Below are 14863 nucleotides of genomic sequence, written 5' to 3'. Positions count from 1 at the left end.
TTCAAGCGCCGATTTACGACCCTCCATAGCCGCTGCAACAGTCGGCAACGGTCGGGACGAGAGCCCCGTCTTATTAGAATATCTTGGAATGTCCAGACGAAGCCAATGAGCTACTCACTGCAGAAGACCGACGCGACGGCCGCGAACTCGCTCGAGAACGACGAGCCTACCGACGAGGAGCAGGAGACAGCCCCCGACGAGGGGTCCGACCCGCTCGGGAAGAACGAGCTCTTCCACCTGCTGCAGAACGAGCGGCGTCGTGCGGTCATCCGCTACCTCGAGGGGACCGACCAGACCGTCAAGATGCGCGACGTCGCGGAGCAGGTCGCCGCCTGGGAACACGACACGACGGTCCGTGCGCTCACGTCCGACGAGCGCCAGCGCGTCTACATCGCGCTGTACCAGTCTCACCTGGACACCCTCGACGAGGCGGGCGTGATCGACTACAACAAGTCGCGAGGGCTCGTCGACCCGCAGCCGGCGCTCGACGAGGTCGCGTCGTACATCGAGGACCAGCCGGGGACGGACGAAGCGGAGGACGACTCGGTCGACGTCTGGGACCAGGGCTACCTGAGCCTCTCGCTCCTGGGGTCGCTGCTGCTCGTCGGGACCGTGCTCAATGTCACCCCGTTCCAGCTGCTCTCGGGATTCATCGTCGGCGTCATCGTCGTCACGATGGTCTCGCTGCTGACGGTCGCCAAGATCACGACGACCGCGGACACTGACGCCTGACGCTACTGCGACCGAACCCGCCTCGCGTCCGAACGCCCGATCGACGAACTACGACAGCCACGAGCCCCTGCTCACGCGAGGCAGGCGCACGGACACCGAAACACCGTCTGGCGACGCACCGGACCGAAACATACCGGGCGGTGACTTAGTAAAGTAATACGTATACCGGAACGAGTTGTGAAGGCTAACAACACGCAACGAAGCCGTTTGGGAGACGATGGAAATGGGTAGCAGAATACACGCTGGAGCGTTCGAAGCGGCCCGCAAGCTATAGAACATGGCTCGAACACACGTCATCGCCGTGCTGCTGTGCCTCCTCTTCGTCGGCAGTGCCGTTACGCCGCTGGTGGGGGGGACGGTGGCTGAAGGTACCGGAGTGGTCCAGGAGGACTCGGATCGCGGTCACACCGCCGCGGTCGCACCCGCGGGGAGCCCCGCCGCGACCGAGGGCAGCTCCGAGACCGCCTCCGCGAACCTGACGATACGGGACGGGGCCGTCCAGCAGCGGTACGACGACACGACGTACGTCTGGCAGCAGTCGGCGGTGACGCTGGTGGCCGAGACGAACGCGCGCACCCATCGGAGTTTCAGCGTCTGCCTCACCGTCGACGGCGAGAACGTGACCGACGGCTGCCGGTCTCACTCGCTCATCACCGACGACTACACCGTCACCGACGAGTACGCGTTCGACTCCTGGCCGACGAACCGGACCGGGGCGCAGACGGTGACGGTCACCGTCGTGAACGAGACGGGCGGTGCCGTCATCTCGTCCGTCAACCGCTCCATCGTCGTGATCCGCCCCGAGGGCGACTTCGACTCCGACCGCCTGACGAACGAAGAAGAGGTCAAGCACGGCACCGGATTCAACCGGACGGACACCGACAAGGACGGGCTGGAGGACGGGTCAGAGGTCATGGAGTACGGGACGGACCCGCTCAACAACGACACCGACGGCGACGGGCTCACCGACGCGACCGAGGTCAACGGCAAGACGAACGCCACGAACCCCGACACCGACGGCGACGGGCTCGAAGACGGGGCCGAAGTCGACGAGTACGACACCGATCCGATGGACGACGACACCGACGGCGACGGCCTCTCCGACGCAGCCGAGGTCGACGGATCGACCGACCCGACCGAAGCCGACACCGACGGCGACGGCCTCACCGACGAACGCGAGGTCGACGGGCCGACCAACGCGACCGTGCCGGACACCGACGACGACGGCCTCGCCGACGGCGCGGAGGTCCACACCTACGGCACCGATCCGACCGAAGCCGACACCGACGGCGACGGCCTCGCCGACGCGACCGAGGTCTCCATCGGGACGAACCCCACCAGTCCGCTGACCACCGTCTTCATCGTCATCGGCGTGATCGCCGTCCTCGCGGTGCTCCGCCTGATCCAGCGGAAGATGCTCCCGGACGTGTCTTCGATCGGGCGCGAACCCGATCCGCCGGCGAACGACGCTGCCGACGGGGGCGAAACGCTCGACGCGCCCCCGGACCCGGTCCCTCCGCGAATCCTCAGCGACGAGGACCGCGTCCTCCAGTTGCTCCGCGAGGAGAACGGCCGCCTGCCCCAGAACGAGATCACGGAGAAGACCGACTGGTCGAAGTCAAAGGTGAGCCGCCTCCTCTCGAAGATGGAAGACAGCGGCGAGATCGAGAAGATAAACGTCGGCCGCCAGAACATCATCGCGCTCGAGACCGCCGTGCCCGACAGCGCGCGGTCGCCGTTCGAAAACGCCGCGCCCGGGGACGACACCTGACGCGGCGGCCGATCCCGACAGTTGTCCCGAGTTGCGGCCATTACTTCGGCGCTAACCCGATCGTTACTATCTGGATAGTAAACTCCGCTCCGCGAGTGGACGGTGCTATGCAACGAGTACGACGCTCTCGAACCGGCGGACACCCCCGCACCACCGGCCGTTCACGACGCGCGACCGGGCGGCGGTCGTCCCCGCTCCGGGGGGTGTTCGGATAGATGTGCGGCATCATCGCGCGGATCGGCGAGGGAGGAACGGTCGACGACCTCGTCACCGGGCTCGAGAACCTGGAGTACCGCGGGTACGACTCGGCCGGCGTCGCCGTCCAGAACGGCGACGGGATCGCCGTCCGCAAGCGCTCCGGGCAGGTCGACGAGCTCCGCCGTGCGGTCCGGCGACGGCGCCTCCACGGCGAGGTCGGGATCGGCCACACCCGCTGGAGCACCCACGGGCCGCCGACCGACGAGAACGCGCACCCCCACACGGACGAGTCGGGGGAGGTCGCCGTCGTCCACAACGGCGTCATCGAGAACTACGACGACCTCCGCGCGGACCTGCGCGCCGACGGCGTCACGTTCTCCAGCGACACCGACACCGAAGTCGTCCCGCACCTGATCCGGCGCAAGCTGGGCGAGGGGCTCGCGCCCGAGGCGGCGTTCCGCGCGGCCGTCGACGCGCTGGAGGGGAACTACGCGATCGCGGCGCTCGTCGAGGACGACGAGACGCTGTACGCGGCCCGCGACGGGTCCCCGCTCGTGCTCGGCGTCGCCGCCGACGGCTACTACCTCGCCAGCGACGTGCCCGCCTTCGTGGAGTTCACCGACCGGGTGATGTACCTCGAAGACGGCGACGTCGTCGTCGCCCAGCGGGACGAACTGCGCGTGACCGACACCGCGGGGCGGCCGGTCGACCGCGCGGTCGAGGCCGTCGACTGGAGCGCGGACGAGACCGGGCGGGGGGCCTACGACCACTTCATGCTCAAGGAGATCCACACCCAGCCCGGCGCCCTCGCCAACACGATCGAGGGGCGGATCGACGCCGAACGCGGGACGGTCTCCCTCGAGGACTTTCCGCCGGGAGCCTTCGAGGACGTGCGGCGCGTCCAGCTCGTCGGCTGCGGCACCTCCTATCACGCCGCCCTGTTCGGCGAGACCATGCTGAAGCGGGCGGGCGTCAGAGCCGAGGCGATACGGGCCAACGAGTACGGCGTGGCCGCCGGGCCGGCCGACGCGGAGACGCTCGTGGTCGCCGTCACGCAGAGCGGTGAGACGGCCGACACGCTCGCCGCGGTCGAAGACGCGACGGAACGGGGTGCGCGGACGCTCGCGGTGACGAACGTCGTCGGATCGTCGGTGACCCGCGCCGCCGACGACTCGCTGTTCATCCGCGCAGGCCCGGAGATCGGCGTCGCCGCGACGAAGACCTACTCCTCGCAGACGGTCACGCTCGGCTTGCTCGCCCTGCGCCTCGTCGACGACGTCCCGGCGGCCGATCCGCACTTCGACCGCCGCGAGCTGCTCTCGGCGCTCCGCGACCTGCCCGACCAGGTGGAGTCGGTCCTCCAGACGACGGCCGCCGAGTCCCTGGCGCGCACCTACAGCGACCACGACTCGTACTTCTTCATCGGTCGCGGGCAGGCCAACTCGGTCGCCAAGGAGGGCGCGCTGAAGTTCAAGGAGATCACCTACGAGCACGCCGAGGGGTTCGCCGCCGGCGAGCTGAAACACGGCCCGCTCGCGCTCGTGACGCCGAACACGCCCCTGTTCGCCGTCTGTTCCGGCGACGAGGCCCAAGACGAGAAGACGCTCACGAACGCGACCGAGGCGCAGGCCCGCGGCGCGCCCGTCGTCGTCGTCGGCCCGGACCAGTCCGACGACGTCGCCGACGCGCGCCTGCCGGTCCCCGACACCCATCCCGTGTGGGCGACGCTGCTCGCGAACGTCCAGCTCCAGCTCGTCTCCTACCACGCCGCGGTCCAGCTCGACCGCGCCATCGACAAGCCGCGGAACCTGGCCAAGAGCGTGACCGTCGAGTGAGGCGACGGCGCGAGCGGCTTCTCCAAACGCGGCTTCCCAGAGTGTCGGCCTGATTTTCGCCACCGACTGCGCGACCGCCGTCAGCGAGCGCGCGCCCCAGTGACCGCGCGACCATGGACCTGTCGATACTACGAGCGGGGCTAGCGCTCCCGGCCGCTTGCGGGACGCCGGGGACGCTGGCGCTCCCGAGACGGCACGGACGAGAAGTGAGGAGCCGAAGCCGAGGCTGCGGGCGAGTGGCGACGACCAACCGGAAGACCCGGCCGCGCAGCGACCCCGGTCGCGGACTACAGGAAGATGTTCGCGATCGAGGGGAACAGACCGCCGTCGTCGTCGTCGTCCGTCGGCGTTGCGGTTGGCGTCGGCGTCGGCGTCTCGGTGTCGTTCCACGTGTCCGTCGGCGTCGGCGTCTCGGTGTCGTTCCACGTGTCCGTCGCCGTCGGCGTCTCTGTCTCGTTCCACGTGTCCGTCGCCGTCGGCGTCTCTGTCTCGTTCCACGTGTCCGTCGAGGTCGGGGTCGGTGTCTCCGTGTCGTTCCACGTATCCGTCGGCGTCGCCGTCGGCGTTTCAGTCGCACCCCACGTATCAGTCGGCGTCGGTGTGGGCGTCTCGGTGCCGTTCCACGCGTCCGTCGGCGTGGGCGTCTCCGTATCGTCCCATGCGTCCGTCGGCGTGGGCGTCTCCGTATCGTCCCACGCGTCCGTCGGCGTCGGCGTCGCCGTGGCCGTCGCAGTCGGCGTTGGGGTCGGGGTCTGCGTTGGAGTCGGGGACGCCGTCGCGGTCGGCGTCGGAGCGCCAGTCGCCGTGGGCGACGCGTCCGTCGGCGGCGCGGTCGCGGTGGTCGTCCCGGCAGCGCTCGTTCCGGGCGGGTCCGCCGACGCGCTCGTCGTCGAGGGCGGATCGGCCGGCGTCGCCGTCTCGTTCGCGGCGCCGAGTCCGGGGGATCCGCCGACCGTGTCGCCGGCGAGCGCGAACCCGATCCCGGAGAGGAAGAGGAGGACGCCGACGCCGGCGAGGAGGAGCTGGAGTCTGTCGGCGAATCGTGCGCGGCGTTCAGGGCGGTTCGGTCCGCGCCTGACGGCGCCCGCACTGGCGCGCCGGGGTGTCACGGGCCGGCCCCCCGGTGCGGACGGCGTCGGTGGTCGGTTCTGTCCGCTCGGCCGGGACTGACGGGTTCCATGGGTAAGACGCTGTAGCCCGTCCGGACGGTTTATTATCGGCACGGTAAGTCGACCACCGCGACGGGGGCCGGTCGAACGGGCGCGCGACGGCGTTTACCGTCCGCATAATAAACCCACTGGCCGCTGTCCGTCCAGTCGGCCGGTCGGTATCGCAGGCATCCGGCAGGCCGCCCGTGACTCCACCGACCCTCGCCCGCCTTCATTTTTTGCCAGACGGACGAGATATCGGGGCCGTTAATCGCGGCAACGATCGGGACGGTATATACTGGTCGTCGCCCACTGATGGGACATGAGAACGATACACGAACTCCGCGGCTTCCAGCGAGACCTGTTGTTCGTCGTCAGCGGCCTCACCGACCCCAACGGGCAGGATATCATGGCCGAGATGGAACGATCGATCGACGACGAGATCCAGCACGGCCGCCTCTACTCGAACCTGAACGAGCTCGTCGAACTCGAACTCGTCGAGAAGACGGCGAAGAACGGGCGCACGAACCGCTACACGCTCACCGCCGCGGGCTGGCAGGTGCTCGAGTCCAGACACGAGTGGGAGAGCCACTACCTCGAGGCCGGGTCGCCCTGAGCGGAGCGGGGCACCCGGTGACGGTCTCCGATGGCGGGACGGGCGCACGACGGGGGCTGAGGCGGGGCGAGCGAACGACCGGTCGGTGACGACCGCTGCGACGGCGACACAGCTGTTTCTGCGACGGCTTCCGCGGTCGGAACTCCGCGTCAGTGGCGGCGACGCTCCCCGAGTCGCGCGCGAAGAGAACGGGCGCCGACGGCGTCGGCGGCGGCGGTCACTCCAGGTATCCGAGGTCGGCGAGGCGGCCCTCGACGCCGGCTTCGATGTCGTCGCCCGCTCCCTCGTAGGCCGGGTATTTCCTGGGCGGGACGGGATCGGTGACGGGCAGCACGTCGCCGTCCATCCGGTCGCTCGGTTCGATCCCCATGCTCGCGAGGATGGTCGGCGCGACGTCGAACAGGTGCGGGTCGACGGGCGCGGTCTCGTCGATCCCGTCGCCGCAGGCGACGAAGACGCCGTCGCGCTTGTGGTTCCAGCGGGTCTTGCGCTCGCCGAAGGGGTCGCCCGCGAGCTGGTCCGAGAGGAAGTGTTGGAAGTCGTTGGGGACGACGACCACGTCCACCGCCTGTTCGAGTTCGGGCCCGTGGAAGTACTCCTCGCGGGGACCGACCTCCTCGAAGACCGGCTCGCCGCCGGGAGCGGTGACCGACCGGAGCGCCTCGACGAGGTCCGCGCGGACGGCGTCGTACTCCGCGGGCGAGACGACGCCGTCGGGCTCGCGGCCCGCCAGGTTGATGCGGACGCCCAGTTCAGTCCGGGCGCGCAGGTACGCCGTCGACGCCGCGAAGTCCACCTGTTCGGCGGCCGTCCGGGAGACGTTCGCGGAGAGGTGCTGGCTGACGGCGTCCGCGAGGTTGACCCGTTCGAGCGCCGAGCGGACCCGGTCGGCGGTGAGGCCGACGGAGGCCGCGCTCGCGGCGGCCCGCTCGACCAGCGACGGTTCCCACGACTCCGTCGTCTCGCCGTGGCGGAGCCTGTCGCGGATCGGCGACCAGCCGGGCATCCCCTTGCCGCCGCGCGTGCCGACGACGTGGCCCTCCTCGCGGAGGAAGTCGTTGACGCGGAACTGCGGGCGCTCGTAGGGACCCATCCCGTGGTCGCTGGCGAGGAAGACGCGGTCGGGGTCGCAGTCGTCGAGCACTCGACCGATGGCCTCGTCGGTGGCCTCGTACACCCGGCGGACGGCGTCCCAGTTCCCGTCGAACTCGTGGAAGACGGTGTCCGGGCGCTGGAACTGGACGAATCCGAAGTCGGGGTCGTACCGGTCGGCGAGGTAGCGAAAGGCGTCACCCCGCATGTGCACGAGATCGGCGTACTCGCTCGTCTTTTCGTCGACGGTGTAGGAGTCGTCGTCGGTGTGGTACGCGGGGTAGATGCGGTAGTCGCCGATCTCCTCCCGGACGTCCTCCAGGAGGCCGGACGGGTGACAGTCGGGGTCTTCCGGACCCATGAATCCGGGGATCACGGCGCCGTCGATGGCGGGCGGTGGGGCCGTCACCGGCCCGTTGACGACGACGCTGGTCTTGCCGTGCCGGTCGAGCAGTTCCCAGAGCGTGAACTCCCTGACGTCGCTGGCGGTGACGACGCGCCAGTCGTATCCCTCGTAGGTGACGAAGCCGTAGACGCCGTGTTTGCCGGGGTTCACGCCGGTGTACAGCGACGGCCACGCGCTCGGCGTCCACGGGGGGATCTGCGACTCCATCGGCGCGGCGACCCCCTCCGAACAGAGCGACTCGAGGGCCGGGAGACGCCCCTCGTCGAACAGCCGTCGGAAGACCGGCAGACAGCCGGCGTCGATGCCGACGAGGAGCGTGTCCACGTTCGCGCCCGTCACGGTAGATCACCCGAGGGGGGCCGTGGTGACCGCCGACTGGCGCCAATCCGGTCGCTCGAAATCGGTCGGACCGTCAGTGCTCGCAGACTCATGGAACGGCGTTGCGGTGCCGTCCATTTCGTTATGAATCAGGTAAACGACGGCGGAGTGGCCGGCCGGACCGCGCCGCGAGGAACTACTCCGCCGCGGCCGTGTCCGCCGATTCCGTCGCCGTGTCGTCGTCGGCGCCGTCGCCGAATTCGGAGTCGGTCTCGGTGTCCGTACCGGCTTCGGTGTCGTTGCCCGCGTCGGTCTCGGTGTCGTCGCCAACGCCGGCTTCGGTGTCGTTGCCCGCGTCTGACTCGGTGTCCGTCTCGTCGTCCAGCAGGTCTTCCTCGGTGGTCTCGGTCTGCTCCTCGACTGGGTCGTCCTCGTCCGGGCTATCGGTAGTCTCACCGAGCGGGGCGTCCGTCGACGTGCCCGCGTCGAGACCCCCGTCGTCCATCGGCTCTGTGCTCGTGCCCGCTCCCGGGCCCGGGCTCGAACAGCCCGCGAAGACCAGGAGCAGGGCCAGCATCGGAACGAGTAGCAGTTTGGGCTTCATGCGGCGAGTTCGGCTGGCGCCCGTTCGATGATAAACCGGTCCGGTCGTTCCGTTCGTTGCCCGCAATTCCGGCCATTTCCAACGGTCGGAGCGACGTGACCGCGTCACGCCCGACCGCCGGTTTTCCCCTTCGAGAGCCGACGAGTCGCCGACTAGCCCACCGCTAAACGTCTGCCCGTCGCCACCCGTCCCGGCCGGGAACCGTCCCTCCCCGGACTGCGACAGACGCGCGTCAGACAGGGAGTCTCGGGCGGGGTCCCCGAGCGCGTGCGGACGGGCAGCCGACTGAGCAAGTACCGCAAGACCGCGGGTGGTTCGACGGCCGGACCACTGACTCGTCGGTGCGGTCGGACGAACCGAGACGGGGGCGAGAGAGGGGCCGATCCGTTCGGGACGCAGCGGGAGCGCCGGCGCGGTCAGAACGCGCCGAGGTTGTGGGCGACGAGCTTCCCGGTTGCAGTCCGGAGGCGCTGGGAGATGGCGGACGGCGAGACGTCGAACATGCTCGCGAGGTCGTGCTGGGAGATGCCGCGTGGCGTCTCGAAGTAGCCGTGGTCGATGGCCGCGGCCAACAGCTCCCGCTGGTCCTCGCTGAGAACGACGTCGTCCACGTCGTCGACGGTCCCGAGCCGGGAGAGCCGGACGAAGTCGAACGACAGGTCCTCGGCCCGGAACCGGTCGGTCAGCGTCGTCAGCACCGATCGAGCGGAGACGTACGCGCGGACCGACCAGCCGTCGCGGGTGGCGCGGACCTCCCGGACGACGGCGTCGACCGCGTCGAACGCCGGCATGAGTCGCGTCGCGTCGGGGGAGACCGTCACGCGGTAGAGTCGCTCCGTGTCGAAGGCCGCGACCGTGCGGTAGTCGGCGACGGTCGCGTCGTCGTCGAGCGCCGCGTCTAACCCGTCGAGTGCTCCGCCCGAGGCGGTGACGAACACCTCGTCGGTGCCGGTTCCTGCCCAGGAGTGGACGTCGAAGCTGAACGAGACCGGCGGGAGGGAGGTGATCGTCGGCGTCAAAACGAGGTCGGATCGTGAGAGACGGATCTCCGCGTCGATGTCGTACGTATCGGCTCCGCTCCCGTCCGCCGGCGCCGAGCGAGAGGCGGCGACGCCGGGCGGCGTAGAAATCGACGAATCGTCTGCAGCACGCATTGCCGCGTCGTACACCCGACGGGTGGAAGGGTCTGTTCGCTATTATCAGCGGGATCCGCGACCGGCCGGGTGCTAGATGGCTAGTGCGGGCCGCGACGGGGTCGCGTCGACCGGCGTGCAGTCCTGCGAATCCGCCGACTTCTGCCCGGTCACCGGACGGTGGGGCGTCCCACCGGTGCTCACGGCGAGTCGTCGGGCTCGCCGCGCGCGGCGAGCCACGCCGACCGACAGCCCGCGCGACAGAACGGATAGACGCGGTCGCCGTCCGTCGGAACCGCGGCCGAGTGCCAGGCCCCCAGGGCGATTCCCGTCCCGCAGTTCGTACACCGGGTGCGCCGGTGCGAACGCGACGGGTCGGTCGGTCCGCCGGTCGCCGGTCGCCGGGCGGCACCGTCGACCGACGGACAGTCCATAGAGCGTCGTCGGAGTCGACTCACATTCCTCCACTCGTTCACATCTGGCCCGCTTAAGTGAGCGCTCGTGAGACTGTCGGGAGGGCCGACGCATCACGGACGTCCAGATCGGCGAGACGAGCGAGTCGACGGGCACCCGCTTCGCGATCATCGGCGACGAAGAAAGAGGAGTCGACAGCCACGTGGACCGGCCCGAGTCGCTCAGGACTGGCGCGACTCGTCGGCCCGGAACACGTCCGGTTCGGTGCCGTCCGCCGGTTCGGACTGGTAGCGGCCGCTGGATTTGATGATCGAGAGGGCGGTCATGATGTCGGTCCGGGTGAGGAGGCCGACGAACTCGTCGTCGTCCATGACGAGCAGGCGGCCGACGGCGTGTTCGTCGAGTCGCTCCAGCGCCGTCATGACGTCGGCCTCGGGCGTGACGGTGTAGATCTCCGTCGACATGACTTCCCCGACCCGGTAGGCGTCGCGCTCGACCTCGCGGACGGCCCGGGCGTCCTCCAGGGCGACGAGCCCGACGATCTCGCCGTCGCGCTCGACCGGGTACCCCGTGTGGCGCTCGCGGAACATCGTCTCGATCAGGTCCGCGACGGACTGGTCGGCGTCGACGGCCGTGACGCGTTCGGCCGGCGTCATCACGTCCCGCACGGTCACTCCCTCGAAGGCCGCGCGCATCACCGTCTGCTGGGCCTCCGACGCCGCGCCGATGTAGATGAAGAAGGCGATGGCGACCAGGAACAGGCCGCCGCCGCCGAACAGGCCGAACAGGCCGAGGAGGATGGCGAACAGCTTGCCCACCTCGGCGGCGATCTCGGTCGCTCGCGCGTAGGGCCGGGTGCGGTTGAGCAGCGCCCGGAGGACCCTCCCGCCGTCCATCGGGAAGCCCGGGAGCATGTTGAACACCGCGAGGACGACGTTCATCAGCGCGAGGTAGCCGAGGACGAACTTCGTCGCGGCGACGGCGAGCGACCCGCCCGCGGGCACCGCGAGGAAGGCGGCGTAGGAGACCGCGCCGAGCGCCACGCTGACCGTCGGGCCCGCGATGGCGATGGCGAACTCCTGGCGCCAGTCCTCGGGCATCTCCTCCATCTGGGCGATGCCGCCGAAGATCCACAGGGTGATCGACCCGATGGGGAAGCCGTAGCGCATCGCCACGAGCGAGTGGCCGAGTTCGTGGAGGACGACGCCGACGAACAGGCCGAGCGCCGCGACCAGTCCCAGCCCCAGCGAGAGCTCCGTCGACGAGGTGAGCAGATCCACGGGGATCGACGACCCGAACAGGTCGTTGACGAACCCCACGTACCGGCCGAGTTGCGAGCCGATGGCCCAGGCGAACAGCGGCAACACCAGGAGAAAGGTGAGATCGACGTTTATCGGGATCCCGAACGCGCTCCCGATGCGAAATCGTCGCATACCGGATATTGTGCGGGAACGCCCTTAAGCCCGTGTGTGGGTGGGGCACGGTCGGCCGCGGGCACCGGGGTGCGTGCCGGCCGACCCGTCCGGGAGTGACTTCACGGGTCCGTTCGTACGCGCTCGTATGAGCGACACCGACGCGACAGCCGACCCGGAGACACCACTGATTCGCCGCGCCGGAGACGTCGAGTACGAGGCCGTCGACGCCGCCGAGGGCCTCCAGAAGGGCGTGCTCATCGGCGAGGAACACGGCGCGACTAACCTCGCGATCCGACGGTTCACACTCGCTCCGGGCGCCGAGGTGCCGAAACACACCAACGAGATCGAACACGAGCAGTACGTGCTCGCCGGCGAGTACGTGGTCGGGATAGACGGCGAAGAACAGACAGTTCGGGGCGGCGACTCCCTGCACATTCCTGCGGGCGCCGTCCACTGGTACCGCAACGAGGCCGACATCGAGGGCGCGTTCCTCTGTGCCGTTCCCACCGGCGACGACGCGATCGAACTGGTCGAGGAGTAGCGGCGCTCCGGGTGCGCGACGGAGCCGACTCCACGGTCGACGCCGGAATCCCCATGTTCGTCGCGCACCTATCGTCCGCCATGAGCGAACAGGTATCGGAAGACGACGCCACCGAGTCCGTCGCCACCCGTCTCGAGCTCTCCTTCCCGGCCGACATCGGGAAGCACGGGCGCAAGCGGATCAACTCGGACTACTACAAGACGTACCTCAAGAAGGTCCACGACAGCGCCGAAGTCGGCGACGAGTGGGACGAGTTCACCGACGTGGGCTGTTGTGGGAGCAAGATGGACGTGCCGCTGGTCGTCGAGCGCGTGGTGACGGAGTCACCACGACAGGACGAGGTCGGCGACGCCGACCTCGCAGTCGAAGGTGGCGCCCGGATCGATTCCGACACCGAGATCGAGTACACCGAGCGGGAGGCCTGCGGTGTCAACCCCGGCTGGTCGGTCCAGCACGACGAACCCGAGGCGCTGGACGACTGAGCCCGTCCCGGGTCGGCGACCGGCCCGTTCCTGTCCTTCGGTATCGAGGGACGCGACAGTCCGAACCGCTGATATAGTTCGATCACGGAGGGAGGAGTGTGTCACAGCAGGTCGGCGAGGTCGGGACGCTGTTCCTCCACGAGTACGGCGACGACGTGCGGGTCGCCGTCGTCAAGAACGGGGAGCGGCGTCTCCACGCGATACTGGAACTCAAAGAGACCGACGCCGGGCCGCGACCGGCGCGACTCCGCGTGAAACGGGGATCCAGCGAGGAGCCCCGCCCGCCCGACCTGTTCCTCGAACTCGCCCGCAACGCGACGCGGATCCGCATCTCCGAGCAGACCTCGCCGGCGACGCGACAGCGCCTCCAGGACCTCCTCGACGCCTACCAACTGGAGGGGAAGGCGGTGCGGACCTGCCGGTACTGCGCCAGCGAGGGCCACTACTCGCCGGTCACCTCCGAGACGGCCATCGCGGCCGACGACGAGTTCATCTGCGTCGACTGCGCGAAGGCCGAACTCGACCGCGAACTCGCCTACAAGGGCGAACTCACGAGCGGCGCGCGCGACCGGCTCTACGACCTCCTGCTGGAGGTCCAGGACCTCGAACGCGTTTCCAATCTCCTCAAGGGCGACCTCGACCCCGACCTGACGAAGTTCGACGAGATCTCGGCGACCGTCGACGAGGTCGACCCGGTCCGCGTCGATTCACTGAACCTGCACCCGGGGATGCAGGAACACCTCGAATCGCGCTTCGACACGCTCCTGCCCGTCCAGAGCCTCGCCGTCGAGCACGGCGCGACCGAGGGCGAGGACCAGCTGGTCGTCAGCGCGACGGCGACGGGGAAGACGCTCGTCGGGGAGATGGCCGGCATCGACCGCGTGCTCAACGGCGAGGGGAAGATGCTCTTTCTCGTCCCGCTGGTCGCGCTCGCCAACCAGAAACACGAGTCCTTCGAGGAGCGCTACGGCGACATGGTCGACGTGTCCCTGCGCGTGGGCGCGAGCCGCATCAACGACGGCGGCGGCCGCTTCGACCCGGGCGCCGACGTGATCGTCGGTACCTACGAGGGCATCGACCACGCGCTCCGGACCGGGAAGGACCTCGGAAACATCGGGACGGTCGTCATCGACGAGGTCCACACCCTCGGCGAGGACGAACGGGGCCACCGCCTCGACGGCCTCATCTCCCGGCTCAAGTACTACTGCGGCGAACTGTCCGACAACCGGAGCACCCACGGTACCCAGTGGATCTACCTGTCGGCGACGGTCGGCAACCCCCAGGACCTGGCGCGCAAGCTCCGCGCGAAGCTCATCGAGTTCGAGGAGCGGCCGGTGCCCATCGAGCGCCACGTCACCTTCGCCGACGGCCGCGAGAAACGGCAGATCGAGAACAAGCTCGTCAAGCGCGCCTTCGACACGAAGTCGTCGAAGGGGTATCGCGGCCAGACCATCATCTTCACCAACTCCCGGCGGCGCTGTCACGAGATCTCCCGGAAGTTGCAGTACGACTCCGCGCCGTACCACGCCGGGCTGGACCACGGCCGACGGAAGAAAGTCGAGCGGATGTTCGCCGACCAGGACCTGGCCGCGGTCGTCACGACGGCGGCGCTCGCGGCGGGCGTCGACTTCCCGGCCTCGCAGGTGATCTTCGACTCGCTGGCGATGGGCATCGAGTGGCTCACCGTCCAGGAGTTCCACCAGATGCTCGGCCGCGCGGGCCGGCCCGACTACCACGACAAGGGGACCGTCTACGTCCTCGTCGAACCGGACGGTCACTACCACAACAGCCAGGAGATGAGCGAGGACGAGGTGGCGTTCAAGCTCCTCAAGGGCGAGATGGACCCCGTGATCACCCGCTACGACGAGGGCGCCGCCGTCGAGGAGACGCTCGCCAACGTCACCGTCGCCGGGAAGCACGCCAAGCGGCTCAACGACCGGATGATCGGCGAGGTCCCGACCAAGCACGCGCTGGGCAAGCTGCTGGAATACGAGTTCATCGACGGCCTGGATCCGACGCCGCTGGGGCGGGCAGTCACCTCCCACTTCCTCTCGCCCGACGACGCGTTCCTCCTGCTCGACGGGATCCGGAAGGGCCACGACCCCTACGAGATCGTCGCGACGATGGAGCTGCGCGACGAAGAGCGATAGTCGAGACG

At 69.1% G+C, this 14863-nt stretch carries 13 protein-coding genes; 7 read left to right on the top strand and 6 right to left on the bottom strand.

The annotated features are described in order from the left end of the window. Positions 1-105 precede the first annotated feature (105 nt). The 3 genes from ACMGFE_RS12160 to glmS all read left to right on the top strand — a co-directional run bounded on the left by ACMGFE_RS12160 (position 106) and on the right by glmS (position 4536). Positions 106-732, top strand: a complete 627-nt coding sequence (locus ACMGFE_RS12160; protein WP_436925466.1) for a DUF7344 domain-containing protein — start codon at positions 106-108, stop codon at positions 730-732. Positions 733-1009: 277 nt separating this feature from the next. Further along, a complete protein-coding gene (locus ACMGFE_RS12155; RefSeq protein WP_436925465.1) occupies positions 1010-2503 on the top strand; it encodes a helix-turn-helix transcriptional regulator in 1494 nt (497 codons plus the stop codon). Positions 2504-2718: 215 nt separating this feature from the next. Continuing rightward, positions 2719-4536, top strand: a complete 1818-nt coding sequence (gene glmS / locus ACMGFE_RS12150) for a glutamine--fructose-6-phosphate transaminase (isomerizing) (RefSeq protein WP_436925464.1) — start codon at positions 2719-2721, stop codon at positions 4534-4536. A gap of 287 nt (positions 4537-4823) precedes the next feature. On the opposite strand, the gene ACMGFE_RS12145 is transcribed toward glmS, so the two are convergent. Beyond that, on the bottom strand, positions 4824-5645 hold the full coding sequence (locus tag ACMGFE_RS12145; protein ID WP_436925463.1) for an AAA family ATPase: 822 nt from the start codon (positions 5643-5645) through the stop codon (positions 4824-4826). Between the two features lie 370 nt (positions 5646-6015). Here ACMGFE_RS12145 and ACMGFE_RS12140 point away from each other — a divergent pair, with 370 nt between their 5' ends. Beyond that, complete coding sequence (locus tag ACMGFE_RS12140) at positions 6016-6300, top strand: PadR family transcriptional regulator (RefSeq protein WP_436926089.1); 285 nt, start codon at positions 6016-6018, stop codon at positions 6298-6300. A 217-nt stretch (positions 6301-6517) separates the two neighbouring features. Here the strand turns inward: ACMGFE_RS12140 and ACMGFE_RS12135 are convergent, their stop codons facing one another. The 5 genes from ACMGFE_RS12135 to ACMGFE_RS12115 form a co-directional block, all read right to left on the bottom strand. Then, positions 6518-8137, bottom strand: a complete 1620-nt coding sequence (locus ACMGFE_RS12135; protein ID WP_436925462.1) for an alkaline phosphatase family protein — start codon at positions 8135-8137, stop codon at positions 6518-6520. A 175-nt stretch (positions 8138-8312) separates the two neighbouring features. Further along, positions 8313-8720 carry a hypothetical protein gene (locus ACMGFE_RS12130; protein ID WP_436925461.1) on the bottom strand — a complete coding sequence of 136 codons (408 nt, stop codon included), beginning with the start codon at positions 8718-8720 and terminating at the stop codon, positions 8313-8315. Between the two features lie 416 nt (positions 8721-9136). Next, positions 9137-9874: a helix-turn-helix domain-containing protein gene (locus tag ACMGFE_RS12125; protein ID WP_436925460.1), complete on the bottom strand. Its 738-nt coding sequence runs from the start codon at positions 9872-9874 to the stop codon at positions 9137-9139. A gap of 179 nt (positions 9875-10053) precedes the next feature. Next, a complete protein-coding gene (locus ACMGFE_RS12120; RefSeq protein ID WP_436925459.1) occupies positions 10054-10287 on the bottom strand; it encodes a DUF7576 family protein in 234 nt (77 codons plus the stop codon). 201 nt (positions 10288-10488) lie between these two features. Continuing rightward, positions 10489-11700, bottom strand: a complete 1212-nt coding sequence (locus ACMGFE_RS12115; RefSeq protein ID WP_436925458.1) for a site-2 protease family protein — start codon at positions 11698-11700, stop codon at positions 10489-10491. 127 nt (positions 11701-11827) lie between these two features. Here ACMGFE_RS12115 and ACMGFE_RS12110 point away from each other — a divergent pair, with 127 nt between their 5' ends. From ACMGFE_RS12110 to ACMGFE_RS12100, 3 genes are all read left to right on the top strand, one after another. Next, a complete protein-coding gene (locus ACMGFE_RS12110; RefSeq protein WP_436925457.1) occupies positions 11828-12223 on the top strand; it encodes a cupin domain-containing protein in 396 nt (131 codons plus the stop codon). A gap of 80 nt (positions 12224-12303) precedes the next feature. Beyond that, positions 12304-12705 carry a DUF7968 family protein gene (locus ACMGFE_RS12105; protein ID WP_436925456.1) on the top strand — a complete coding sequence of 134 codons (402 nt, stop codon included), beginning with the start codon at positions 12304-12306 and terminating at the stop codon, positions 12703-12705. Positions 12706-12803: 98 nt separating this feature from the next. Further along, entirely contained in the window at positions 12804-14855 is a 2052-nt protein-coding gene (locus ACMGFE_RS12100) for a DEAD/DEAH box helicase (protein WP_436925455.1), read from the top strand. Positions 14856-14863 lie beyond the last annotated feature (8 nt).

This window comes from Halosimplex amylolyticum, assembly GCF_051414035.1.
Lineage (GTDB): Archaea > Halobacteriota > Halobacteria > Halobacteriales > Haloarculaceae > Halosimplex > Halosimplex amylolyticum.
Note: the sequence above shows the minus strand (reverse complement) of the source record. Positions and strands in the feature narration are given on the sequence as shown.